Origin of the sequence: Paenibacillus aurantius (genome assembly GCF_032268605.1) — a bacterium.
GTDB lineage: Bacteria > Bacillota > Bacilli > Paenibacillales > NBRC-103111 > Paenibacillus_AO > Paenibacillus_AO aurantius.
The window spans coordinates 548,155-570,373 of record NZ_CP130318.1 but is presented as its reverse complement, the minus strand read 5'-3'; the positions used below and the strand labels follow the sequence as shown (position 1 = coordinate 570,373).

20 protein-coding genes are annotated in these 22,219 nt (G+C 57.4%); 6 read left to right on the top strand and 14 right to left on the bottom strand.

Features of this window, described 5'->3' with window-relative positions; genetic code table 11:
- Positions 1-35 precede the first annotated feature (35 nt).
- Positions 36-290, top strand: a complete 255-nt coding sequence (locus MJA45_RS02850) for a hypothetical protein (RefSeq protein ID WP_315605793.1) — start codon at positions 36-38, stop codon at positions 288-290.
- A gap of 177 nt (positions 291-467) precedes the next feature.
- Here the strand turns inward: MJA45_RS02850 and MJA45_RS02845 are convergent, their stop codons facing one another.
- Entirely contained in the window at positions 468-1,391 is a 924-nt protein-coding gene (locus tag MJA45_RS02845) for a LysR family transcriptional regulator (protein WP_315605792.1), read from the bottom strand.
- A gap of 117 nt (positions 1,392-1,508) precedes the next feature.
- Here MJA45_RS02845 and MJA45_RS02840 point away from each other — a divergent pair, with 117 nt between their 5' ends.
- On the top strand, positions 1,509-2,177 hold the full coding sequence (locus tag MJA45_RS02840; RefSeq protein ID WP_315605791.1) for an HAD family hydrolase: 669 nt from the start codon (positions 1,509-1,511) through the stop codon (positions 2,175-2,177).
- A 34-nt stretch (positions 2,178-2,211) separates the two neighbouring features.
- On the opposite strand, the gene MJA45_RS02835 is transcribed toward MJA45_RS02840, so the two are convergent.
- The 10 genes from MJA45_RS02835 to MJA45_RS02790 form a co-directional block, all read right to left on the bottom strand.
- The gene (locus MJA45_RS02835) at positions 2,212-3,072 is read right to left on the bottom strand and encodes a sugar phosphate isomerase/epimerase family protein (protein WP_315605790.1); all 861 of its coding nucleotides are present in this window, start codon (positions 3,070-3,072) and stop codon (positions 2,212-2,214) included.
- Positions 3,065-4,009: a DUF6528 family protein gene (locus MJA45_RS02830; protein ID WP_315605789.1), complete on the bottom strand. Its 945-nt coding sequence runs from the start codon at positions 4,007-4,009 to the stop codon at positions 3,065-3,067. Before MJA45_RS02830 ends, MJA45_RS02835 begins: the two co-directional genes overlap by 8 nt.
- A gap of 27 nt (positions 4,010-4,036) precedes the next feature.
- The gene (locus MJA45_RS02825; RefSeq protein ID WP_315605788.1) at positions 4,037-5,053 is read right to left on the bottom strand and encodes a DUF6528 family protein; all 1,017 of its coding nucleotides are present in this window, start codon (positions 5,051-5,053) and stop codon (positions 4,037-4,039) included.
- Positions 5,054-5,110: 57 nt separating this feature from the next.
- Positions 5,111-6,757: a type 2 periplasmic-binding domain-containing protein gene (locus tag MJA45_RS02820; protein ID WP_315605787.1), complete on the bottom strand. Its 1,647-nt coding sequence runs from the start codon at positions 6,755-6,757 to the stop codon at positions 5,111-5,113.
- 64 nt (positions 6,758-6,821) lie between these two features.
- Positions 6,822-7,703, bottom strand: a complete 882-nt coding sequence (locus tag MJA45_RS02815; protein WP_315605786.1) for a carbohydrate ABC transporter permease — start codon at positions 7,701-7,703, stop codon at positions 6,822-6,824.
- Positions 7,703-8,626 (bottom strand): ABC transporter permease, encoded by a 924-nt coding sequence (locus MJA45_RS02810; RefSeq protein WP_315605785.1) that lies wholly within the window; start codon positions 8,624-8,626, stop codon positions 7,703-7,705. The genes MJA45_RS02815 and MJA45_RS02810 overlap by 1 nt, the downstream gene beginning before the upstream one ends.
- A 165-nt stretch (positions 8,627-8,791) precedes the next feature.
- Positions 8,792-10,258: a response regulator transcription factor gene (locus MJA45_RS02805; RefSeq protein WP_315605784.1), complete on the bottom strand. Its 1,467-nt coding sequence runs from the start codon at positions 10,256-10,258 to the stop codon at positions 8,792-8,794.
- Positions 10,236-12,041 (bottom strand): cache domain-containing sensor histidine kinase, encoded by a 1,806-nt coding sequence (locus MJA45_RS02800; protein WP_315605783.1) that lies wholly within the window; start codon positions 12,039-12,041, stop codon positions 10,236-10,238. The genes MJA45_RS02805 and MJA45_RS02800 overlap by 23 nt, the downstream gene beginning before the upstream one ends.
- Positions 12,042-12,263: 222 nt before the next feature.
- Positions 12,264-12,581: an ArsR/SmtB family transcription factor gene (locus tag MJA45_RS02795; protein ID WP_315607922.1), complete on the bottom strand. Its 318-nt coding sequence runs from the start codon at positions 12,579-12,581 to the stop codon at positions 12,264-12,266.
- 225 nt (positions 12,582-12,806) lie between these two features.
- On the bottom strand, positions 12,807-14,999 hold the full coding sequence (locus MJA45_RS02790; protein WP_315605782.1) for an alkaline phosphatase PhoX: 2,193 nt from the start codon (positions 14,997-14,999) through the stop codon (positions 12,807-12,809).
- Between the two features lie 243 nt (positions 15,000-15,242).
- On the opposite strand from MJA45_RS02790, the gene MJA45_RS02785 reads away from it, so the two are divergent.
- From MJA45_RS02785 to MJA45_RS02770, 4 genes are all read left to right on the top strand, one after another.
- Complete coding sequence (locus MJA45_RS02785) at positions 15,243-15,680, top strand: MarR family winged helix-turn-helix transcriptional regulator (RefSeq protein ID WP_315605781.1); 438 nt, start codon at positions 15,243-15,245, stop codon at positions 15,678-15,680.
- 134 nt (positions 15,681-15,814) lie between these two features.
- A complete protein-coding gene (locus MJA45_RS02780; protein ID WP_315605780.1) occupies positions 15,815-16,300 on the top strand; it encodes an anthrone oxygenase family protein in 486 nt (161 codons plus the stop codon).
- Positions 16,301-16,469: 169 nt separating this feature from the next.
- On the top strand, positions 16,470-17,447 hold the full coding sequence (locus MJA45_RS02775) for an aldo/keto reductase (protein ID WP_315605779.1): 978 nt from the start codon (positions 16,470-16,472) through the stop codon (positions 17,445-17,447).
- Positions 17,448-17,920: 473 nt separating this feature from the next.
- Positions 17,921-18,328 carry a VOC family protein gene (locus MJA45_RS02770; protein ID WP_315605778.1) on the top strand — a complete coding sequence of 136 codons (408 nt, stop codon included), beginning with the start codon at positions 17,921-17,923 and terminating at the stop codon, positions 18,326-18,328.
- A 186-nt stretch (positions 18,329-18,514) separates the two neighbouring features.
- On the opposite strand, the gene MJA45_RS02765 is transcribed toward MJA45_RS02770, so the two are convergent.
- The 3 genes from MJA45_RS02765 to nagZ all read right to left on the bottom strand — a co-directional run bounded on the left by MJA45_RS02765 (position 18,515) and on the right by nagZ (position 22,219).
- Positions 18,515-19,318 (bottom strand): metallophosphoesterase, encoded by an 804-nt coding sequence (locus tag MJA45_RS02765; RefSeq protein ID WP_315605777.1) that lies wholly within the window; start codon positions 19,316-19,318, stop codon positions 18,515-18,517.
- Positions 19,319-19,416: 98 nt separating this feature from the next.
- On the bottom strand, positions 19,417-20,604 hold the full coding sequence (locus tag MJA45_RS02760; protein ID WP_315605776.1) for an anhydro-N-acetylmuramic acid kinase: 1,188 nt from the start codon (positions 20,602-20,604) through the stop codon (positions 19,417-19,419).
- Positions 20,597-22,219 (bottom strand): beta-N-acetylhexosaminidase, encoded by a 1,623-nt coding sequence (nagZ, locus tag MJA45_RS02755; protein ID WP_315605775.1) that lies wholly within the window; start codon positions 22,217-22,219, stop codon positions 20,597-20,599. The genes MJA45_RS02760 and nagZ overlap by 8 nt, the downstream gene beginning before the upstream one ends.

Below are 22,219 nucleotides of genomic sequence, written 5' to 3'. Positions count from 1 at the left end.
GGGCAAAGACTATAGACAACAGGAGGAGATTGGAGATGAAGAAGATGAAGAAAACAACGGCGGTTGCAATGTCAGCTTTCATGGCCATGTCCCTGATGTTTGCAGGATGCGGAGATAACGGAAACTCGGACAATGGGGGCACGAACAGCGATTCCGGTACGGTTTCACCAAGCTCGGCACCTAGCACAGGCGGCAGCGGTTCCACCGGCGGAAGCACCGGCAGCGGCAGCATGGGCGGCGGCAGCACGGGCAGTGGCAGCACGGGTGGAAGCACCACGACTACTCCTTAACGGATGACTCTCGATATTCAGGTACGGTTCATAGATCACAGAAGGTAAAGAAGCGGCTGTCCCCGGGACAACCGCTTTTTTTTGCTTTCTCCTATTCGGTTTGTTTCGTCCGATGGATTGCATCCTCACAAACCGCCGATTTGGCTGCAGCTAGTATCCTGAGTATCGCTCCGCCGACTATTCCATGGGCTGCGCCCCGTGCCCCACTCCTGTTCTCCCCGGCTCTTCCATGAACTCCTCCAGGAACCTTTGCGCCGCCAAAGGAAGGGGCATGCCGCTTCTCATAGCCAGCCCGATGGAACGGGGCGGAATGGGGACCGCGGTGCTCACCTCGAACAGCCGCCCTTCCTTCAGCTCCTCTTCCGCGAAAGACCGCGTCACAAAAGCAAGTCCGAAGCCCAGGCGGGCGCATTCAAGCAGGAGGTCCACACTGCCCAGCTCCATGCTGGCCCGTACGGGACACCCCTGCTCCGCAAACCACTTCTCCACAAAGGAGCGGGTGCTGCTCCCGGGGGACATGAAGAGCAGCGGATAGCCGCTTATTTCCTCCGCCGTTAGAGGATGACGAAGGGCTTCCCGGTACTTGTCTCCGGCAACAAAGCCATCCCGGGTGGTCCGGAAGGGCCGGATGTCAAGGCCTGCTTCCTTCACCGGAAGATGCACAAACCCGCAGTCGATTTCATTCTCCTTAAGCCTCCGCACGATATCCGCCGTTCTTCCGTGGGACAGGCGGATGCCCACCCCGGGATACCGGGTCTGGTAGGCGTGCAGCGGCTCCAGCAGCAGGTGCTTGATGACGGAGTCCCCCGCCCCGATCCGCAGTTCCCCGTCATGCAGCCGCTTCAAGGCCTGAAGCTTCTTCTCCCCTGCCTGAAGCTCCGAGAAGGAACGCTCCACATAATCGAGCAGCGCCTCCCCCTCCGCCGTCAGCCGGACGCCCTTGGACATCCGGTAATAAAGCTTGATGCCAAGCGACTCTTCGAGCTGCTTGACCGCATAGCTGACCGACGGCTGGGTCATGTGCAGATCCTCGGCCGCCTGCGTGAAGTTCCCCCGGTGGGCCGCAGCCCGGAATATCCGGTACCATTCCAAATGAATCATGACATAAGCTCCCTCTATGACGAAATCATAATATCCCTATTTCTCCTATACCAATGCTTCCATTATAATGAACCCTAGCCTCCCCCACAAGAAGAGGGGCACGAAGGGAGACCGAGCATGAAAGCGATCAAAGGAGTGCTTTTTGACCTGGACAACACTCTGCTGGACCGGACGGAAACGTTCCGCCGGTTTACCGAAGAATTGGCGGGAGCGTACTGGGGGCATATCGGTGCGGAAGAACGCGAGGAGCTCGTTAAGAAAGTTATCCTCCTCGATGAGGACGGTTACCGGAACAAGGAGGAGTTGTTCTCGGAGCTTACGGAGACAATGCCGTGGCAAAAGGTTCCCTCCTTAGAAGAGCTTATGGCCTTCTATCGGAGAGAGTATGTCCGGAAGGCGGTCCTCATGAAGGATGCCCTTTCCGTGCTGGACGGCTTCCGGACCCGGTACAAGGTCGGACTGGTCACCAACGGCCGCACGGACATCCAGTACGGCAAGCTGGATCAGACGGGACTCCGGCACCGGTTCGACGCCATTCTGGTTTCCGAAGAAGCGGGACTGCGCAAGCCGGACCCGGCAATTTTCCTGAGGGCCGCCTCCCTGCTTCGGCTCACTCCAGAAGAGTGCGTCTTCGTTGGAGACCACCCGGTCAACGATATAGCAGGAGCGGCGGAAGCCGGCATGCAGACGGCTTGGCTGCGGGTAAACCAGCCGTGGCGGGACGAGATCCGGACGGCTCCGGGAGCTGTCCTGACAGAATTAAAGGAGCTCTGCCGGCTTTTGTGAGGGAGGAGCTCCTTCCTATAGCAGGGTTCCTTTTCTAATTCCCCTGTGCTTCGGAATAAGCGGTAAGCAGCCTTTCCCAGCATGCGGTCAGCTCCGATGGCACGGGCTGGCGGATTTCGAATAGAAACGGTCCATCGTAGCCCTGCTCCGCCAGCGCATGGAGGACCTCCTTCCAATCGATGATGCCTCTGCCGGGCATCCAGTGCCTTTCGTCCGCCCCGTCGTTATCTGAAATGTGCACCGTATAAATTCGGCTGCCCAGCTTCCGGATAAACGACTGCGGGGTTTCCTGCAGCAGATGGTTCACGTCGCAGCAAATCCCGAGCTTGGCGCTCGAAGACAGCAGCTCGGCCATCTCCGCCGAGGTATTACCAAGGCAGGTGCGCGGCAGGCACTCGACGGCAAGCCGGACACCGTGCTTAGCGGCTTCCTCCGCGAGCTGCGCAAGCGATCCCTTACAGGAAGTAAGCCGTTCTCTACGTTCCGAATCGGGGATAGGCTCCCAGCTGGGATGGAGCACAGCTGTGCGGATCCCCCACCGTTCTGACAAAGAAAGCAGCCGAAGATGCCGCTTCATCGCCTGCCCCCTCTGTGCCGGATCGAGAGCGGACACATCCCAGTCGGTGCCGTACGGCAGATGAAGCGTCCAGATCTCGAGCCCGCGGCTGCGGGCTTTTTGAATAATGGCTTCGCATTCCCGCTCCCTAACGGGGTCGAACATATCGAATGCTTTGGCGATCCAGGCCAATTCGAGATAACGGACACCCGCTTGGGCCAACGCCGCCAGATCCTCCTCCACCTGAACGGCCGTTTCCAGCCGGTAAGACGAACCGACCGGCCATGCATGAGGATCCGACCGCTTCCCGGTTGCCGCTCCTTCTCTGTCCTTATTCATCCTGATCATCTCCCTTTTCCCAATGCTTCTGCAGGAGGATACGCGCCTTGTAAAAGGCAGCCCCCTCCCGCAGCCTCTTCCCGTCCGGTTGAAAAAAATCAACGGTATCCGTCGTCCACTCGTAAAGGCTTCCCGCTGCTTGAGGAACCGTCTGCACGATCTGGCCGGAAGGCTGGTTGCCAACTGTCTTCACGTCTTGTCGGCTGGCCGACTCCGAGCCGGGGAAGTCGGTTAAGAACATGCCTGTCGAGAGGACGAATTGATAAACGCGGCTGCCCGAGCTGACCCAGAGACGGTCGTCATCCCCGCAGACAGGCTGCAGGTCATGACCGTACGGGGTAGGCAACGGAACTTTTGCGATTTCCCGGATAGACGGGTCGGAATCAGACCCTTCGATACTCAGGGAAACCAGATGATGGTCCCCAACGGCCCAGAGCAGGCGGCTCCTCGAATCCCAGACCAGGCCGTGGGCGCCCGGAAAAGCATACTCCGCGAAGGTCTCCGCATCCGGCCCTTGGGACGATGCATACACCCTCACCCATCCGCCTGTGCTCGCGGCGACCGCCAGGTTCCCGTTCGGCAGAAGCTCCGCCGAATGCGGGTTGCCACCTACCGAAAGCCCCCATTTACACGAGTCTCCGTCCGGGTAAGGAACAATGGCGGCGAGGCCCAGCGAGTCGGTCACGACCATCCAATCCCCGCCCCAGCGTTCGCTGCGGTACACCTTGGCATCCGTCGGAAGCCCCCAGGCGGACAATAAGCGGCCGAAGCCGTTCGTCCCGGATGGAGCCCATGACCAGATTTCCGCCTGCCCTTCGTTCCAATCGTCTACCGCCGGATCCATGACAAGAATGCGCCGGGAAGCTTGATCCGTCGCCGCTATGTAATAACGGTCTGCAGCTCCATGGCTCCCGGCGGGTTGCCTATCCTCCTTCACGCCTGCTCTCCCCTTTCCGCTAACCCCTTATTGATAATTCGGATTCAGGATCCGTGCCTTATACAGCTCGGCCCCCGTCATCGTATGCGACGAATCGGGCAGGAACAAATCAACGGTATCGGTACACCAGTTGTTGGCCTTGCATGAACCGGGCGGCTTCTTCGCCGTGTCCGTCACCGTCTCCACCACGGTACCCGACCCTTGGCTGCTGATCGATTTCACACCGACACGGTTGATTCTTTCATTCCCATTATAATCCAACTTGAACTCTCTGTTCGATTTCGAATATTGATACACCTTCGAACCCGTAACCACCCACAGCTTATCGGGATCCCCGTAAACCGGCTCGACGGCATGGGCGTTCTTGGTCGGCAGCTCGATCTTGAGCTTCTCCTTGATAACCGGCTCAGCGTCCGTCCCCTCTACCTGCAGGGCGACCAGGTAGTCCTTCCCTGCCGTCCAAAGCCCCTCCATCCCCGGATCCCATAGGACCGCATGGGCGGAGGAAAGGCCATATTCCGTATACTGCTTGGCTGCCGGTCCTTGGGAAGACGCGTACACACGCACCCAGCCCCCGGTGCTGGCCGCGACCGCGATGTTGCCGTTCGGGAGAAGCTCCGCCGAGTGAGGATTGCCTCCTACGTCCAGCGCCCATTTCATGCGGTCCGATTTAGGATACGGAATGACGGCGGCCAATCCTTTGGAATCGGTCACCACCATCCATTCCCCGCCCCATTTGTCGTTCTTCCTCACCTTTGCATCCGTCGGCAGGCCCCATGCGGATAGAAGTCCGTCGAATCCGTTGGCGGCTGTCGGAGCCCAGGACCACTGGAGGGCATTCTTGGCGTTCCAATCCGCCTTCTTAGGGTCAAAAACCTTGATCTGATCCGATCCCTGATCGGTAACGGCAATCGCATACTCCTTCATGCCCGATTTTCCGGTCGCGATGGGTCCTCCGCATCCCGACGCGCCCAGCAAGATAGCCGTGACCATCGGTATGCTCCATTTGTTCCATTTCCGGTACACGAGAATCTCCCCTTTCACACAAGAACCTCTCCCGGATTTCCATCCAAGAGAGGCACCTGTTTCCTTGTCGCGCGGTTACTTATCGAGTCCTTGCTTCTGCACCTCTTCATTGACTTCTTTAATCGCCTGCTGCAGGCCTTTCCCGTTGTAGCCTTTGACGATAGTGTCCCACATGGACACCGGATCTTCTTTGCCGAGAATGACTTTAATGATGTCTTCCGTCGGATTGACGGCACTCAATTTGGCCTTGGCCGGCGTATAGAGCAGCTCGACTTTGAAATTGGATGGAACCGGCTTCAGGCTGGCGACACTGCTTTTGTACATGTTGTTGGAAAGGGACCACAGCTGCTCCCCGTAGTTCACCTTGTTGACCGGGTTATCCTCCATTTCCAGCCACTGGCCCCAAGCCGCCAGAGCGCCGAACAAGCCGCCAAAGGATGGGTAGAGCGAGCCGAGCGACTTGTACTTCCCGCTGGAATCCTGATCGCGGGTAATGACGAATTTGTCTCCTTCCTTCTTGTAATCCTTGCCTTCGAAGCCGTACCGTTTAAAGGTCATGAATTCGTCCGACAGCAGCCAGTTATAGATTTGGAGAATGCGGTCCATTTTCTCATCGTCGACCTTGGAGCTGAAGTAGCTTTCCGACCAGAACGTGACGGCCGAATACCGGTAACGGTTCCCGTCGGCGGCAGCCCAGGAAATCGGAATGATTTTGATGACATCCTCCAGCTTCGTGTCCTTGTTGTACTTGTTCCATGAGTTTTTCAAGCTGTTCAGAGCATTCGCCGTCCCTTGAACGCCGAGCGCCCCCACCTTGCCTTGCCCGAACTTATCGAAGCCGTCGTTCGGCTTCATGATCGCGAAGTCCTGGTCGATCGCCTTCTCGGTATACAGCTGGCGAAGCTGCTTGACGACGTCCTTCATTTTGTCTGATGCGTAATAAGGAAGGTAACGGCCGTTTTCTTTCACCCAGGAGCCATTGATGACATTCGGGAACGTCCCGCCGGCAAGCGGCAGCAGGAAAGTGCTTGTTCGGAACGTCAAGCCTACCGTGTCGTCCTTGCCGTTTCCGTCCGGATCCTTTAACGCAAACGCTTTAAACAGGTTCAAGTAATCGTCATAGGTGACGGGGTCTTTAAGGCCCAGCTTCTCCATCCAGTCCTTGCGGACCACGACCGCGCGCTCAATGGCCCACTGGTCGGTATTCTGATACGTCAGACGGGGGATCATGTAAAATTTTCCGTCCACCGTCAATCCCTTCGTATCGTCCTGCTGAAGCACCTTCTGGACATTCGGATATTTGCTGAGGTCGGACGGAAGCGGCCGAATGATCCCCTGTTTGATTCTCGAATAGTACTGGTCGGTGTTGACGACATCATCGCTGAAAATGTCCGGGAGATCGCCCGAGGCGGCCCAAAGCTGGTATTTCTCCTTATAATCGGCGTAGCTGATCACCTTGTCGACGATGTTGACATTGAATTTGTCCTGAAGGAACTTCAGGAAAGGGTCCGAATTGCGGTCGGGAAAGGCGGAGCCGATGTTGAAGAAGGAGACGGAGATGTCAAGCTTCTTGCTGTTATCCGAAGCCTTCCCTTCGCTGCCTTTGGCCGTCCCGGCGGGCGAAGGCGTACCGGTAGATTCTGTACCCCCGCAGCCTGCGACCGCCGTAGCGGCCAGAGCGATCGAAACGATCGCAGCGCCCAATCGTTTGGAGCTGAACATGATTAATGCTTCCTCCCTTTTTCTGCCTATTTATTTCAAGGCACCTTCACCTTAAAAACGATGGTCATTCCTTAACGGCACCGAGCGTTACGCCGGCTGAAAAATACTTTTGCAGGTAAGGGTAGACAAGCATGATCGGGAGCATCGTCACGATGACGCTGGCCATCTTGAGCCCGTCGGGATAAATCTGGCTGAGCTGCGCCACCATATCGGCGCCCATGTCGTCTCTTCTTGATTTGGTTACGTCGATCAGCATGTTGCGCAAGAACAGCTGCATGGGATACTTCTTCGAATCGTTTACGAAAAGCATGGCCAAGTACCACTCGTTCCAGCGGGCCACCGCATAGAACAGCGTAATCGCGGCAAGCGTCGGCTTGGAGATGGGCAGCACGACCCGGAACAAAATGAAAATGTCATTGGCTCCGTCGATTTTGGCCGACTCCTCAAGCTCCGGGGGGATGGAGCGGAAATGATTGATCATGATGATCAGGAAGAACGTATGGACCGCCACCGGCAGGATCATGACGCTGTAGGTATTGACCATATGCAAGCTTTTGATCAAGAGATAGTACGGGATCAGTCCTCCGCCGAACAGCATCGTGAACACGATCGCCGTCATCATCACCCCCCGGCCGGGCATTCCTTTCTTCGAGAGCGCATAGGCCCCGCATGAAGTAACCAGCATATTGACCAATGTACCAAGGACGGTAATCAGAACCGAGTTGGCCAATGCCTTTCCGACGTAGCTGCCGTTAAGAAGCATTTGGTAGGAACTCACGCTGAAGCTGGTGGGAAGCAAATAAAATTGCTGCTTGGCTACCGATGCCGGATCGGCAAAGGAGGTGATCAGCACGTTGTAGAACGGAAGCACCGTCACGACGGCAAGAAACAAGAGCAGCAGATGGATGAGCGCGTTCGACAGACTCCATGTTCTCCTGGTTACCATCAATAGATCCCTTCCTGTCCCCAGCGTTTCGCGAGCCGGTTCGTCATCACAAGCAGGACGCAGTTGATGACGGACTTGAACAATCCGACGGCCGTCGAGGTTCCGTAGCTGGAGCCAAGCGCGAAGGTGCGCCGGTAAATGTACGTATCCAGAATGTCCGCCTTCTCATACACCGCCGGATTGTAGAGGTTAAAAATCTGATCGAAGCCGCCCCCGCCCGAGCTCATGGTGCGGCCGACCTGAAGAATGAGCAGGATGACGACGGTCCCCTTGAGGGCAGGCCACGTGATGTGCTGCATTTGCTGGAACCGGCCCGCTCCGTCGATGGCGGCGGCTTCATACAGAGACGGGTTGATTCCCGCAATTGCCGCCAAATAAATGATGGTCCCCCACCCCATATCCTTCCATAGACTGCTGGTATAGATCAGGCTGCGGAAATGCGACGGATCGACCAGCAGGTTGATTTTTTGAAGGCCGACCAGCTCCAGCAGCTGGTTGAGCACGCCGAATGTCCCGAGGAAGTTGACCATGATTCCGCTTACGATGACCCAGGAGAGAAAGTGCGGGAAGGTATAAACGACCTGATAGAACTTTTTCACCCCGGCACGTCTCACTTCATTGATCAACAGAGCGACAACGATGGGAACGGGAAATTCGAAGATAAGCCTGCCGAAGGAGATGATGATCGTATTGCGGAAAGCCAGCCAAAATTCATCCAGCTCGAAGACTTCCTTGAAGTTCGCCAGTCCGATCCAAGGACTCCCCATAATCCCTTTGGAAAAGTTGAACTCCTTAAAGGCAAGGATGATGCCGTACATCGGACCGTAATCAAACACGACATAATAAGCTGCGAGAGGCAGGACAAGGAGATACATATACTTGTACTCGACCATCCGCTTAATCAAACCCGTCTTGGTTCTCACCGATTTCCCTTCCTCCTTGAAGCGCTCTCATATAAGTGATTACTTCGAGTATAAGGGAAACCGCCGGACCCCCATATGAACAAAACCAAGGTGTTCTATGGAAATATCCCAGATGGACGGCAAAAGAAAAAAGAGACCGTCCCGGCGCTGACCGGCTGGCCCCTCTTACGGCAGATTTGGATCGGTGGATCGCCCTACGCGATACTCACTCGGCGTTTTGCCCGTATGCTTCTTAAACAGCTTCGCGAAGTAAAAATAATCGTCATATCCCGACTGCTCGGCCACCTCGCCGACCGGCAGGCTCGTCTGAACCAGCACCCGGGCCGCATGCTCCATGCGGATGTCGGTTAAATATTTGGTGAAATTGACCTGCATTTCTTTTTTGAACAGATGGCTTAAATAATTCGGATGGATGCCAAACTGCTTGGAGATTTCCTGAACCGACAGACGTTCGCGGAAATGCCCCTCGACATACCGGATGATTCGCCGAAGCAGCTTCTCCCCTTGGGTTTCATCCTCTATATCTGGAAAAGCGGCGTGGCCGGCTGCCACTATCGAACGCAAGGACTTGAGCATTCGTCCGACTGTTCCATACACCGACACCAGCTCGTTGTAATCCTGCAAATACGGCTCTCCGCCGTCCCCCTGTTTGCCGGTACTGTAAACGAACGACAACACAAGATTGTACAGGTAGAAGGCTTGACGTATCGTGCCAAGGCCTGCCTGAAAGCGTGTGGAAATCCGCTCCAAGGCTAGCTCCGCTCTTCCCCCATCCCGCCGCACCAGCGACTCGGTCAAGTCGTGTACACCTTCCCTGTCTAAGGCGTCTTCCGTGGGCGCATCCGCCTCGTCCGCCAGCTTCGCTCCTGTCAGGAAAAACTGGTAGGAGGCAAGGTCGGCGGCTTCCACCCGGGCCCGGATCTGCCTGACCTCGACGAAAGGGCGGCTGATGCCAACCCCCGTAGGATGCGGCAGGGCCGGCGCGGCAAACCGCTCCTTCACCAAGGACAAATGCCGAAGGTTGACGAAGTAAACCGTCTTTCCTCGCCCAATGGGAAGCGATGCCCCCATGCCCTCTTCGGCAATCCATTCTCCTCCTCCGCCCTGGACGGCAACAGCCGCCATTCCCCCCTCCTCTTCCCAGCCCGGGCCCGCCAGCCGGGTGAAAGCCTGGTCGACAGACGGATGGGAGAGGGACGAATCTCCCTCCTCCCCATTCATGGCATTCAGCAGCTCCGCCTGAAGCAGAAGGGTTGCTTGAGCCATTTTCGGTTTGACGTTATCCAGTACCCTCTCGATCTCTTCCCGGTCGAACGGCTTCAAGCAGTAATCGACCGCGCCGTGCTGCATGGCCTGCCTGGCATAATCAAACTCCGCATACCCGCTTGCGATGATGCAGAGCACCGGATAGCCAAGGGCACTCACCTGCCGGATCAGCTCGATTCCGTTCATCCCGGGCATGCGGATATCGATAAAGGCGACATCAGGGTGCATCCGCGCCATTTTATCCAAGGCATCCCTTCCGTTATACGCCTCGCCGACGACTTCATAACCAAGCGCACGCCAATCGACCGTGCCTTTCAGGCTTTCCACGATCCACTTCTCATCGTCAACCAGCAAAACTTTGTACACGGCTATCCCCCTTTGCCGGAACTTTGACCGTCACCTTCGTCCCGCGCCCGGGAGCGCTGTCGATCGAAGCAATCCCGTACTCGGGTCCGTAAGCGTACTTGATCCGGTTATTCACATTGCGAAGGCCGATATGGGGCTGGGAAGCCGCTCTTGGTATCTCGCCGTTCGCTGCCTCCAGGCCCGCGGTGAGGGCTTCCCGTTCGGCAGGCTCCATTCCCACACCGTCGTCCGTCACCCAAAGCAGCAAATCGCGTTTGTTTTCCATTCGGCAGCCTACCGTCAGGACCGACCGTTCTAAACTTGGTTCGATGCCGTGAAAAACCGCATTCTCCACAAGCGGCTGCATAATCATCTTAAGGATCATCACGTCAAGACAAGGCTCGGGGAACTCGTAGCGAACGTCAAACCGGTCCCCGAATCTAACCTGCTGAATGCTTATGTAGGCTTTAATGATATGGAGCTCATCCCGTACCTGAACCTCCTCCTCACCCTTGATGCTGTAGCGGAAAACCCGGCTGAGGGCGTCCGTCATGTCGCGAATTTCCGGCACTTTCTTTACATAGGCGATGCCTTTGATTGTCTCCAGCGTATTATACAGAAAATGGGGATTGATCTGATTCTTCAAATACTGAAGCTCGGCTTGCTTCTTGTGAAGCTGGAGCTCATAAATATGCGTCTTGGAATCCACCAGCTTGGCGGTTAAATCGTCGATCTCGTCGAGCAGGGAATTGAACTGGCGGGCCAAAATATTGATTTCCGCATAGCCCTCTATCGGGACCCGCTTATGGAAATGATCCAGGCCCGCGGAACGTAGCTTGTGAATGAAGGCGATAAACGTTTGGATGGGCACCAGCATATTGCGGGTGATGGTGATGTACAGCACATACATAACGGCGATCAGCAAGACGAACATGCCGAGCAGAAGCCGTTGCACCTCCTCCAGTCCCTGGAACAGTTCACTTTCCGGCAGCACGCTGACGATGCGGCCTCCGATTCCGGGAATCGGTTCCGAGTGGACGATGAGCTCTTCTCCATCCCGGCGGAACGAGTCGGATCTCGCCCCTTGGAGAAGGATGGTTTCCAGCTCAGGCCCCGGCTTCTCGCCTAGCTTCTTCGGATCGTTGCTGGAGGCAATGACGAGATTTCGGTCCAGCACGTAGAAGCTGCCCGAAATTTTACTGGAGACCGAATCTACAGACGGAACGATGGCATTAAGACTGAGCGCCATAACCGCATATCCGATTTTTTGCTCGACCGTGGCCGTTTGCCGGTTGTCGTAAACCGGAACGCCCACGTATAGGACGTAATTCTTGTAATAGGGGGAATACTGCACGCCGGTATAATAGGAGCTTGTTCGTTCGGGGATCTCGGGGAAGGGAATATAGTCACGGCAGCCGACGCAGTTGTAGGAACTCGTGCCCCGCCCCACCAGCACGACGCCGAGAATCCCCTGCTTCATCGATTGCAGGTTGACCAGCAGCTTCTCAATCTTGTTATACATCTCGTATTGGCGCAACCTGTCGTCTTCCAGCAAATATTCCTGCACCTGCTCGTTGTAAGCGATGTTGGGCAGAATCCGGTTGATAGAGTCGGCGTTCGAAGAAATATTTTGCCGGATCGTCGCCAAAATTTCTGTCGTGTACTCGCTGTTACGTTTAAAGGTGATGTTCAGAATCTCGTTATACCCCCACACGCCCGCCGCGAACATAAACAGCAAAATGGCCGTTCCGACCGCAATCAGCTGCCATCGAATGGAATGATTCCGGAAAAACGCAGCCCGCATTGGACATCCCCCATAAATATTCTACTGGATTGGATTACTGCCCTAATTGTAGAGGCGATTGGTACTAACGTCCAGATTTCTTAACAAAATGAAAATAGAGCGGTCCCGGAAGGGACCGCTCGCTCTCTAGACTAGGAACATTCATCGGGTTAACGGATTAAGGGGTAAGGAAGAAGTGACGCTGGGGACGGAAGAAGGAACGCCTGGCGCGGAAGGACGATCCTACTTCTCCCCCAAAAGACCGCGCAGGTACTCATCCAGGTAGCCGAAGCGTTCATCCCACACGGAGCGGAACGACTCCAGCCAGTCTCCCAGCTCGATAAGCGACTGGGAGCGCAGCTTGTAAATACGCCGGTTGGCGGAGGGCTGCACCTCCACGAGCCCCGCCTCACTCAGCACCCGAAGATGCTTGGAAGCCTGGGGCTGCTGCAGCCCGAGCTGCTCGGCGATTTCCCCCACGGTGAGGGGACCCTCCCGGAGAAGCTCCACGATGCTGAACCGGTTCGGCTCGGCCAAAGCGCCGAAAATTTTCTCCTTCATCATTAGACTCCACTCCAGACGCTGAACGAAGGGGAGGCCGGATTAGCCGTTCTGACCATGGAGGACAAAAGCACACCTGGCACCCCTTCTCCTTTTGCTTACAATATACCAATAAAGGAATATTCCAGTCAAGGAATTATTGTCAAATAAAAAATCCCCGGTCGAAGCAGCCCGTGCTTCTTCCGAGGATGGACGGTTGACCCGGCTCGGGTCGAACCGTTTCTCTTATTTCAAAAAGCTTTCCAGCTCGCCGGCCGGAAGAACGGTCCGCTCGTTCTCGAGCTCGACCTTGGAGTCCAGTTCGACCCGCTTCCCGTCAACCCAGGCACTCGCTTCTCCGATCTTCACGACGAAGCTCCGGCCCTTCCACGTTACGCTCACGCTGCGGTCGGTGTTGTTCCACTCCACCTTGGCACCCACGGCCTCCGCGATGTCGCGGAGAAGAACACGGCCTTGGTGTTGGCCGTTATCGCCGTTGCCATTGTTTCCGTTGTTGCCGTTGTTGCCGTTATTCCCGTTCTCCCGCTTGATGTCCTTCAAGGCTGGAAGTCCGCTCAGGTAGCCGACGGAGCCGGATTTCTTGTTGTCCCACAGTTCGTTGATGTAGCCTTCCACCTGCTTCTTCAGCTCGTCCGGGAGAATCATTTCGTCGCCGGGATGCTGGAGGTTGCTCATGATGTAGCCGAATCCGTTCAGGTCGTCCACCACTTGAAGCCCGGTAGCTTCGGCGCCGGCTGGTACGGACAGGATACGGGACAGCTTGCCGGTATCAACGTTATACGCCCACAGGAAGTTGTTCGCATGCATGCCGCTGTCTTCCCCGATAAAGAGCGTCCTCAAGCTTTCGGAATAAGAGAGGTTGTCGGGGTTGGCCACTTTGTCGACAGCCGCCGTATTGCCCTTTTCATCCGCTTTCGCCAGGTCCTCACCAATCACCAGTCCTTTCATCGAAGACGGTACATAATCGCTGTCGATCGCCTTCTGGCCGGCATCCGTCTGCCCGCCCTTCAGCGCCAGCTCATAGGTCGCCCCGGCCTTCAGCTTCTTCACCTGAATGTGGTCCGCGGGATCTTGGCCTTTGGCATCCTTCTCCATGCTCTTCTCAACATAGGACATGGCGACATAAAGCTTGTTGTCCTTCTGGTTAACGGTTACCCCTTCCATCTTGTTGAATTCTGAGGTCGCGCCGAGGATCGCGCCGTAGCGGCGGGATTCCAGGAAGGCTGCCGCTTTCTCCATGCCCGGCTTCACCTTGAGCCATTCCATTTTGCCGCTTGGGTAGGTCTTGATCTTTGTGAAGCCCTCCGTATCCTGGTCCGCCGTTTCAAAAATATCGCTGAACTTCAGGTTTTGGTCGATGTACGTTTTGATCTCGCTGTCGCTGGCATGGCCGAGCGGGATCCACTGCAGGTCAGCCGCTCCTCCGTTCTCGCCGCTGGTTTGCTGCCATTTGGCCGCATAGAGCGTTCCGGCCGAGAGGTCTTCCGCCTGGTCGGCGACATAGAGAAACATCATCGTGTTGCCGCCGTCATCGCCGAAGAACACCGTGCGGCGGTCGGGCGCGACCTTGCCGAGCTCATGGGAGAAGCGGCCCAGGCTGTAGTGCTTGACGACGCTCGAGGAGCCGTCCTTGTTCACCGTTACCTCCGGAATGAAGCCTACGGAATACGGGTTCACCACGGCGTTGTCATCCTGGTAGAAAGTCTTCGTATAAGCGCCGAGGTACGTCTGGGTCGGATCCTTCTCAAAAGCGCGGGCATCCGGCTCGTACTCTTCACTGCTCAGGTGGGTGTTCCAAGGGGTCAGGGATCCGTTGCACGGAATCCACAGGCCGCCTGCTTGGGAGAAGTCGACCTTCTTCAGATCGGTCGCTTTCAGCTCGCCCGTTTTCTTGTCCTGGTCAAGCGTGGTCAGGGAGATAGAGGCCGGAACGATCCCGTAGGCGGATTTACCGGCGTTGTCGCTCGTGATGTACTCATAGTGCGTCAGCAGAGACAGCGGGTTGCCGCCGAGTCCGGTCGGCTTGGCTCCTTTTACCTCGAGGAGGCTGTTGGAGTCCGGGGCATCGGAGACGAAAGGAACCGGGCTGCCGGGCACGCTGTTGTCCATAATCGGCTTGCCGTTCACGTCGACGGCCATTCCGGCGGGGGTTCCGTTGATTTTATCCGTGGATTTGAAAAGCGTTTTATACGTCAGGGGGTAGGACTGCACGCCTCCGTCCTCAAATGTCACCTTAAGCGATGCTTGGGAATACGCTTTGGCCATGTCCTCCGGAGTGGCAGGCGCCGCCATCCCTTCAAATTCCACCGATTTGATCTTGTTCGGGGAAGCCGCCTGGGCGGTTAAAGGGAACACCGAAGGAACCAGGAGGGACAAACCCAGTACCGGAGCCAGAAGTTTTGCCGTTTTCTTATTCATACACCCTCTACCTTTCGCTTGGAGAATACCTTGCCTCTTAACGATAGACCTGCTTTGTTAAAAGAGGATAAGGGTAGTGTGTAGGTTTTGTTAAGAGGGGCGGCAGCGGCGGGGAGTTCTCCTTCCTGAGCCTAATCCGGCGGCTTGCTTAGGTAGAATTGTTTGGCTATTTACAATTTCCGGTAAATGGTTTACGTTTGTATGAGCAAACAAATTTCTTTTTTCCGAAACGAGGTCTTCCGCATGCTCGAAGTTTACTTCAAAGAATGTCTCTATTTTTCTGCCAACCGTCTCGGACGGATCATTACGAAAATGGCGGAGGACGCATTCGCCTCCAGCGGCGTTTCCCCCACAGGTGCCTTCCTGCTCATGGCTCTTTATGAGAAAGAGGGCATCTCGCAAAAGGAACTGGGCCAGCTTCTTCACCTGCAGCCATCCACCGTGACCAGGCTGATCGAGAAGCTAGCGGCCAAGCAGCTCCTTTACAGCCGAATGGACGGCCGGTTGTCGCTGATCTATGCTACGGACCAAGGCAAATCGCTTGAGGCGGTTCTTCACCAGTGCTGGAATAAGCTCCGCGGACAATACAAGCTGATCCTGGGCGAGCAAGGAGACGACCTGTCGCTCCAACTGTATGAAGTCTGCAACCGGCTGGAACATCCAACAAGCGGGAGCGAATAGAGCCCGGGGAAATTCCCTTACCTTGGGAAGGCGAAGGGACGCAAAAGGAAGAAAACGGAAGTGAGGGAGGAACTCAACCAAACTCCCTTCCCTTTATATTTGCTTGTACAAACAAGTAAAGGAGATGAAGTTCCTTGGCTAAATGGCTCATCGGACTTACCTATCTATCCTCACTCGGTTCGGGGGTAATCGCTGGCATATTCTTCGCTTTCTCTACCTTCGTCATGACCGCGCTTGCCAGGCTGCCGGCCTCGCAAGGGATTGCTGCGATGCAGTGGATCAACATGACCATCCTGCAAACCCTTTTCAGCTTCGTTTTCATGGGAACGGCCTTGACTTCCGTCGTTCTGGGGGGCGTATCGTTTATGCGGCTGGGGACGCCAGGCGCGCTGTATCTCCTCATGGGAAGTCTGTTCTATTTGGCGGGCGCGTTTCTTGTCACCATCGTTTTTAACGTACCGCTTAACGACGCACTCGCCGCCGTTGACCCCGGCAGTTCCCTAGGTTCGAAGGTGTGGCAGCATTATTTAACCCACTGGGTCGCTTGGAACCATGTGCGGACGATCGCCTCCTTGGCTTCTTTGGCTTCCTTCATCCTCGCGCTGCGCCGCTTCCCCTGAGGCAAGGCAGTTACCCCTAGTAAAGCAGCTATCAATAGGATAGCAATAGAAAAGGTTTTCACTACTTTCTTCTTTATAGAAACTTCTATACAATGGAAGTGTTCATCGGAGCCAAATCTTCACAGAGAATGGGTTTTACCAAAATCATGAGGAAAGAGGGAGATGAAACATGAAGTACAGCTATTTGGGAAGGTCTGGCCTGAAGGTAAGCCAGCTTTGTCTGGGAACGATGAACTTCGGACCGGAGACGGAAGAGAAGGATGCGTTCCGGATTATGGATGCCGCCCTGGATGCGGGCATCAATTTCTTTGATACGGCCAACGTCTATGGCGGTTCGGAAAAAAGAGGCTGGACCGAGGAGATCATCGGCCGCTGGTTCGCCCAGGGCGGCGGACGGCGCGAGAAGGTCGTGCTCGCCACGAAGGTGTACGGCGAGATGGGCGACCCTCATGACGGGCCGAACTCGGAGCGCGGCTTATCCGCGTACAAAATCCGGCGCCATGTCGAGGCTTCACTAAAGCGGTTGCAAACCGATCATATTGAATTGTACCAAATGCATCATATCGATAGAAATGTCAGCTGGGACGAGCTATGGGGCGTGTTCGAGTCGCTCGTGAACAATGGCAAGGTCGGCTACATCGGCTCAAGCAACTTTGCCGGGTGGCACATCGCCTTCGCCCAGGCCGAGGCCAAAGCCCGCCATTTCCTCGGGCTCGTCTCCGAGCAGCACAAGTACAACCTGCTCGCGCGACTGCCGGAGCTTGAGGTGCTGCCGGCGTCCGAGAAGCTCGGGCTCGGCGTGATCCCGTGGAGCCCGCTGGCCGGCGGCCTGCTCGGCCGCAATGCGCTTAGCGGTAAAGGCTCCCGCAGCGCCCGCTCGACCGAGCAGGTGGAGAAGCACCGCAGCCAGCTCGAGCGGTTCTCTGCCCTCTGCCGCGAGCTCGGCGAGAGCGAGGACGTCATCGCGCTGGCGTGGGTGCTGAACCACTCGGCCGTCACGGCGCCGATCATCGGGCCGCGGACGATCGAGCAGCTCGAGGATTCGCTGCGCGTGCCCGAGGTTACGCTGGACGCCGACACGCTGAAGAAGCTCGACGAGATCTTCCCGGGACCGGGCAAGCCGGCCCCGGAAGCGTACGCCTGGTAAAAGTCTCCTGGCGCTGGGCGGAAGCGTGGGTGCTGGGATCCTCGGACCCTTTGGCGGCAAGCCGGCAGGATGCGTAAGCCGCTAGGGTCCTACCGTACACGACGGCTTCCGGGCAGCCACGGCGGGAAGAAGAACGAAGCTGTCTCCAGGCCGATCATTCTGCCGGGGGACAGCTTCTTTTGGTTTTTAGTCTTTGGGCATCAAACGGCTAACGAACCGTCATCCCCTTATGAGCCGAAAAATCGACCTGCGGCATCTCTGGCGAATCCTCATAACGCTATTCGTGCCAGCTGGCACCTTTTTAGCCTCAAAAGGAGCACTTAGCGTGTTGTCGATTCGTTAGATATGACAACGGGGCATTTTGACGCGAATAAGCCTTGTACGATTCATTAGCGTGCCGGTGTAATCCGGTTTATCGTTAGCCAGTAATCGGCCTAGCAAGCAACAAACCCCAAGACAAGGAGGCGCCCACGATGATCAAACAAATCGGACACATCGCGTTAAAGGTGCAGGATATGGAGCGCTCGCTGGCGTTTTACTGCGGGGTGCTCGGCTTCCAGAAGGCGTTTGACCTGAAGGATGATGCGGGAAACCCGTGGATCGAGTACATCAAGATCGGGAACGGGCAGTTCATCGAGCTCTTCTATGGCGGGGAAAACAAACCGGATCCGGTCGAGCGCCGCATCGGGTACGACCATCTGTGCCTCGAGGTGGAGGACATTCAGGCAGTGGCGGACCACCTCCGCTCCAAGGGGGTTACGCTTGACGTAGAGCCCAAGCAGGGAAAGGACCGCAACTACCAATGCTGGGCGAAGGACCCGGACGGGAACCGGATTGAGTTCATGGAGCTCCACCCCGATTCTCCCCAGCGGAACAGCTAGCGCCTGCCATTTAGCTCTCCTGGCTCATCTTACAAAACGAAAGGACACCCTTCTCCCTAAACAAGGAAGAAGGGTGTCCTTTTACTCGAAGTGTTATTTAGCGGGATAAAGGTTATAGGACCGGCACGATTAACCCCGTTAAAAGAATGGCTCGCTTTCCTAAGCTGTCTGGCGCTCGTCCCCGGGTCAGGTCTTCGTCCCATTCATGCCCGGCCATTCGTGCACCGTCACCTCGCTGCGGAGCAGAAACCGCGCATTCGGCCCGGCCTGGCCAATCCCCTTGGAGATATAGAACGCCCCGTTCTCGCCTTCGTGGAGTCCTTTGTAGATGCCGCGCTTCGGAAGCGTCCCTTTGCGGATGTAGCGGAACAGGAACGGAACATGAAACTGCATCCCGTGAAAATGCCCGCCCATCAGGAAGTTGTATTTCTGTCGGATGCCGAGGAGGACATTCGGGTTGTGCGTCAGCACGAGCACGGGCTCCCCCGGCTTCACGTCTCGAAACGCCTTGCCGACCTTGCTTTTGCCGCTGCCGTAGTCGTCGATGCCGACAATCCGGAAGCCGTCCGCTTCCACGGAGCGGTTGCTCAGCACCTGTACCCCCGCGTCCTCCAGGATGGAGACCAGCCTCCGAAGGGCCGGCGGGTCCAAATGGTGGTCGTGGTTGCCGAGCACGGCAAACGCCGGAACCCCCAGGCACGTCGCGGCCTTCACATACCGCTCCACCTTCGGGAGCATGCGGGCTTTCTCCGTGAAATCCCCGGTCAGCAGCACATAGTCCGGCTTCTCCCTACGGACGATATCCTCCAGCCTCCGCGGGCTTACCCTCAGCTTCTCCACGTGCAGATCGCTGATCTGAAGCGCCTTGATGCCGAGGGGCCACGGATACGCCACCCTCTCCACCTTGACCCACTGGGTCGGGAAAATAAACAGCATATAGAGAAGAACCGCCGCCAGGCCAACGGCCGCGGCGATCCAGACAAGCTCCATGAGGCCTCCTCCTTCGCCAAAGAGATGTTACTCACGATAAAGCAGGCGGAGGCAAACGTCAATCAACGAAAGGAAAAACCACGGATCGCCGCGCCCCCCTAAGGCAGCGCCAGCTTGCCCATGACGGTCGGGCGGGAGGCGCCGGTGGCGGACGGAATATTATTCGGCTCGCCATGCAGAAAATGGCTGCCGAGCAGAGCAAAGGCAATCGCCTCCTTGGCATCGGCATTCAGGCCGAACTCATCGGAGGTCACCACCCGCTGCTCCGGCAGCAGCTCCGCCAGCATCTGCAGCAGCGTGCGGTTACGGGCGCCGCCGCCGGAGACGATGACGTCGTGCACCGTCATGTGCGGAAAGACGAAATCGCGGTAACCGCGTGCGATCGAATGCGCGGTGAACGCCGTCGCGGTAGCGACGATGTCGGCAGCGGAAGCACCGGACTCCCGCATGCTGGAGATCCAGGCGGAGGCGTAAGGCTTGCCGAACATCTCGCGGCCGGTCGTCTTAACCGGCGGCATCCGGAAGTACGGATGGCGAAGCAGCTCCTCCAACGCTTCTTCCCGTACGGTTCCCTCCGCCGCCCAAGCTCCCTCGGCATCGTACGTTCTGGCTCCTCCGCTCAGCTCATACACCGCCTGGTCGATGATCATGTTGCCGGGGCCTGTATCAAAGGCAATGACCTGCTCCGCCTGCCCGCCGGCCGGGATGGCCGTACAGTTGCCGATCCCGCCGACGTTCTGGGCAATACGCCCTCTCGTCTCGTCCCGCAGCAGCAGGAAGTCGGCGTAAGGGACGAGCGGCGCGCCCTGTCCGCCGACGGCCATATCGGCGGTGCGGAAATCACCGACCGTCACGATGCCGGTTTCCTTCGCGATCACGCTGATATCGCCGATCTGCAGCGTCGAACGCACCAAGTACGGGTCGTTTGCGGAAGCTTCGGGAATGTGCCAAACCGTCTGTCCGTGCGAGGCGATCAGATCGATATCGCTTATTTCCAGCCCCGCCGCCGCGACCGCTTCGCGGACTGCGTCAGCAAACCGGCTCCCGAGATAGAAATTCATGCCGCAGACGTCCGGGGTGCCCGACCGGTCCTCGGAGCAGACGAGCTTCAGCCGCTCCCTCAGCGCGTCGTCGAACGGCAAGGACGTGAAGGAGACAAGCTCCGCCCTGCTGTCCCTTCCCGTACCGACAATCCGCACGATGGCGGCATCGATCCCGTCCAGCGACGTGCCCGACATAAGGCCGACGACCAGCTTCTCGCGTTTCTCCAGCAAGTGCTTAAGCATCTCCCTGCACCCCCCATCCCGCCGGGAATTCACCGGATAGGCTGACCGGCAGCCTTCCTCTGGCGGGAAGCTGTCCGGCGAGCACCTTGGCTGCGCTTTGCAGAGCGAGCGGACGCGACTCATACAGGCAGACGTACACCGGCACAGCCGGGAACGCCAGCAGGTCGTACGGCATGCGCGTCGCCACGACGATCGGCCGCTTGCCTCGGGCTAGAAGCTCCCGTACGAGCAACGCCTGCGCGTCGTCGAAGCAAGCGTTATACGTGGCCACGACGATTCGCTCATAGGAGGCTGCCATCTCTAATGCTTCGCCTGACATTCTTGCCACATCCGCAAGAGGGATCGCCTGTTCTCTCACTTGCACGCCGCACGCCTCAAGCGCCTTACCCAGCGTCAGAGGAACCGCAAGGGCATCGTCAACCAGGGTAACAACCGCCGGCTGCACCGACAGCACCAGCGTCTCCTCCCCCGCGGCAAGCGGCAGCAGATCCGCTTCCTGCTTCACGACCGTAACACTCGCCTCGCTCCATCGCTTCGCTGCCTCAAGGTGAGCCGCTGTTCCCACACCGGCGAGGCGCTCTTCCAGCGATCGCGTTTCCGCCCCGATGCCCCGCTTCTTCTTCAGCGCCAGCAATCGGCTCACCGACGCGTCTAACCGCTCTTCCGTCAAACGCCCGCTGCGTACCGCTTCGACAATCGCATCGATCGCACCCGTCTGAAGCTCGAACGAGTGGCTGACCAGCACCGCGTCGGCTCCCGCTTCGATCGCCATAACGCACGCTTCCACCGTGCCGTAATGCTTGGAGATCGCGTGCATCTCCATGCAGTCCGTGAAGATAACCCCTTCGTAGCCGAGCTCTTCGCGCAGCAGCCCAGTCAATACATGGTGCGAGAGCGTAACCGGCAGCCGCTGCGGCTCGAAAGCCGGGAACACCACATGCGACGACATAATGCTGTCCACTTCTGCGCCAATCGCTCGGATGAACGGCTGCAGCTCCACCTCGAATATGCGCTCCCGGCCGTGCGGTACGGTGGGCAGGTCAAGATGCGAATCGACCTCCGTATCCCCGTGGCCGGGGAAATGCTTGGCCGTCGCGACGACGCCGGCCGCCTGCAAGCCCCGCAGCGCCGCTTCGCCGTAGGAAGCGACGCGCTCAGGCGATTCGCCGAACGAACGCACGCCGATGACGGGATTGCGCGGATTGTTGTTCACATCCAGGACAGGGGCGAAATTCAGGTTGACGCCAAGCGCCCGAAGTTCCTCGCCGCAGATGCGCGCCGACTCGTACGCCTCCTCCGGCGTACTGCCCGCCCCCAGTGCCATAGCGCCAGGCATCAACGCAACCCCTTCGGTTATGCGGGCCACCATGCCGCCTTCCTGATCGATCATCACGAACAGCGGCGGCAGCCCCGCCTGCCGCGCCGCCTCCTGCAGGTTGTCGCTTAGCTCCGCAATCTGACGAACATCGCGAACGTTGCGGGCAAAATAAATCACTCCGCCGATATGCCGCTCCCCGATCAGCCGCAGCACCTCTTCCGACGGTTCCGTTCCCGCGAAGCCGCACATCACGAGCTGGCCGGCCTTTTCTTCCAGCGTCAGCTTGCTTATATCCAT

Excerpts from the sequence above, each read along its gene's own strand:
- MJA45_RS02850 (WP_315605793.1), top strand. The coding sequence starts at position 36 with ATGAAGAAGATGAAGAAAACAACGGCGGTTGCAATGTCAGCTTTCATG.
- MJA45_RS02845 (WP_315605792.1), bottom strand. The coding sequence starts at position 1,391 with ATGATTCATTTGGAATGGTACCGGATATTCCGGGCTGCGGCCCACCGG.
- MJA45_RS02840 (WP_315605791.1), top strand. The coding sequence starts at position 1,509 with ATGAAAGCGATCAAAGGAGTGCTTTTTGACCTGGACAACACTCTGCTG.
- MJA45_RS02835 (WP_315605790.1), bottom strand. The coding sequence starts at position 3,072 with ATGAATAAGGACAGAGAAGGAGCGGCAACCGGGAAGCGGTCGGATCCT.
- MJA45_RS02820 (WP_315605787.1), bottom strand. The coding sequence starts at position 6,757 with ATGTTCAGCTCCAAACGATTGGGCGCTGCGATCGTTTCGATCGCTCTG.
- MJA45_RS02815 (WP_315605786.1), bottom strand. The coding sequence starts at position 7,703 with ATGGTAACCAGGAGAACATGGAGTCTGTCGAACGCGCTCATCCATCTG.
- MJA45_RS02800 (WP_315605783.1), bottom strand. The coding sequence starts at position 12,041 with ATGCGGGCTGCGTTTTTCCGGAATCATTCCATTCGATGGCAGCTGATT.
- MJA45_RS02795 (WP_315607922.1), bottom strand. The coding sequence starts at position 12,581 with ATGAAGGAGAAAATTTTCGGCGCTTTGGCCGAGCCGAACCGGTTCAGC.
- MJA45_RS02790 (WP_315605782.1), bottom strand. The coding sequence starts at position 14,999 with ATGAATAAGAAAACGGCAAAACTTCTGGCTCCGGTACTGGGTTTGTCC.
- MJA45_RS02785 (WP_315605781.1), top strand. The coding sequence starts at position 15,243 with ATGCTCGAAGTTTACTTCAAAGAATGTCTCTATTTTTCTGCCAACCGT.
- MJA45_RS02775 (WP_315605779.1), top strand. The coding sequence starts at position 16,470 with ATGAAGTACAGCTATTTGGGAAGGTCTGGCCTGAAGGTAAGCCAGCTT.
- MJA45_RS02770 (WP_315605778.1), top strand. The coding sequence starts at position 17,921 with ATGATCAAACAAATCGGACACATCGCGTTAAAGGTGCAGGATATGGAG.
- MJA45_RS02765 (WP_315605777.1), bottom strand. The coding sequence starts at position 19,318 with ATGGAGCTTGTCTGGATCGCCGCGGCCGTTGGCCTGGCGGCGGTTCTT.
- MJA45_RS02760 (WP_315605776.1), bottom strand. The coding sequence starts at position 20,604 with ATGCTTAAGCACTTGCTGGAGAAACGCGAGAAGCTGGTCGTCGGCCTT.
- nagZ (WP_315605775.1), bottom strand. The coding sequence starts at position 22,219 with ATGGATATAAGCAAGCTGACGCTGGAAGAAAAGGCCGGCCAGCTCGTG.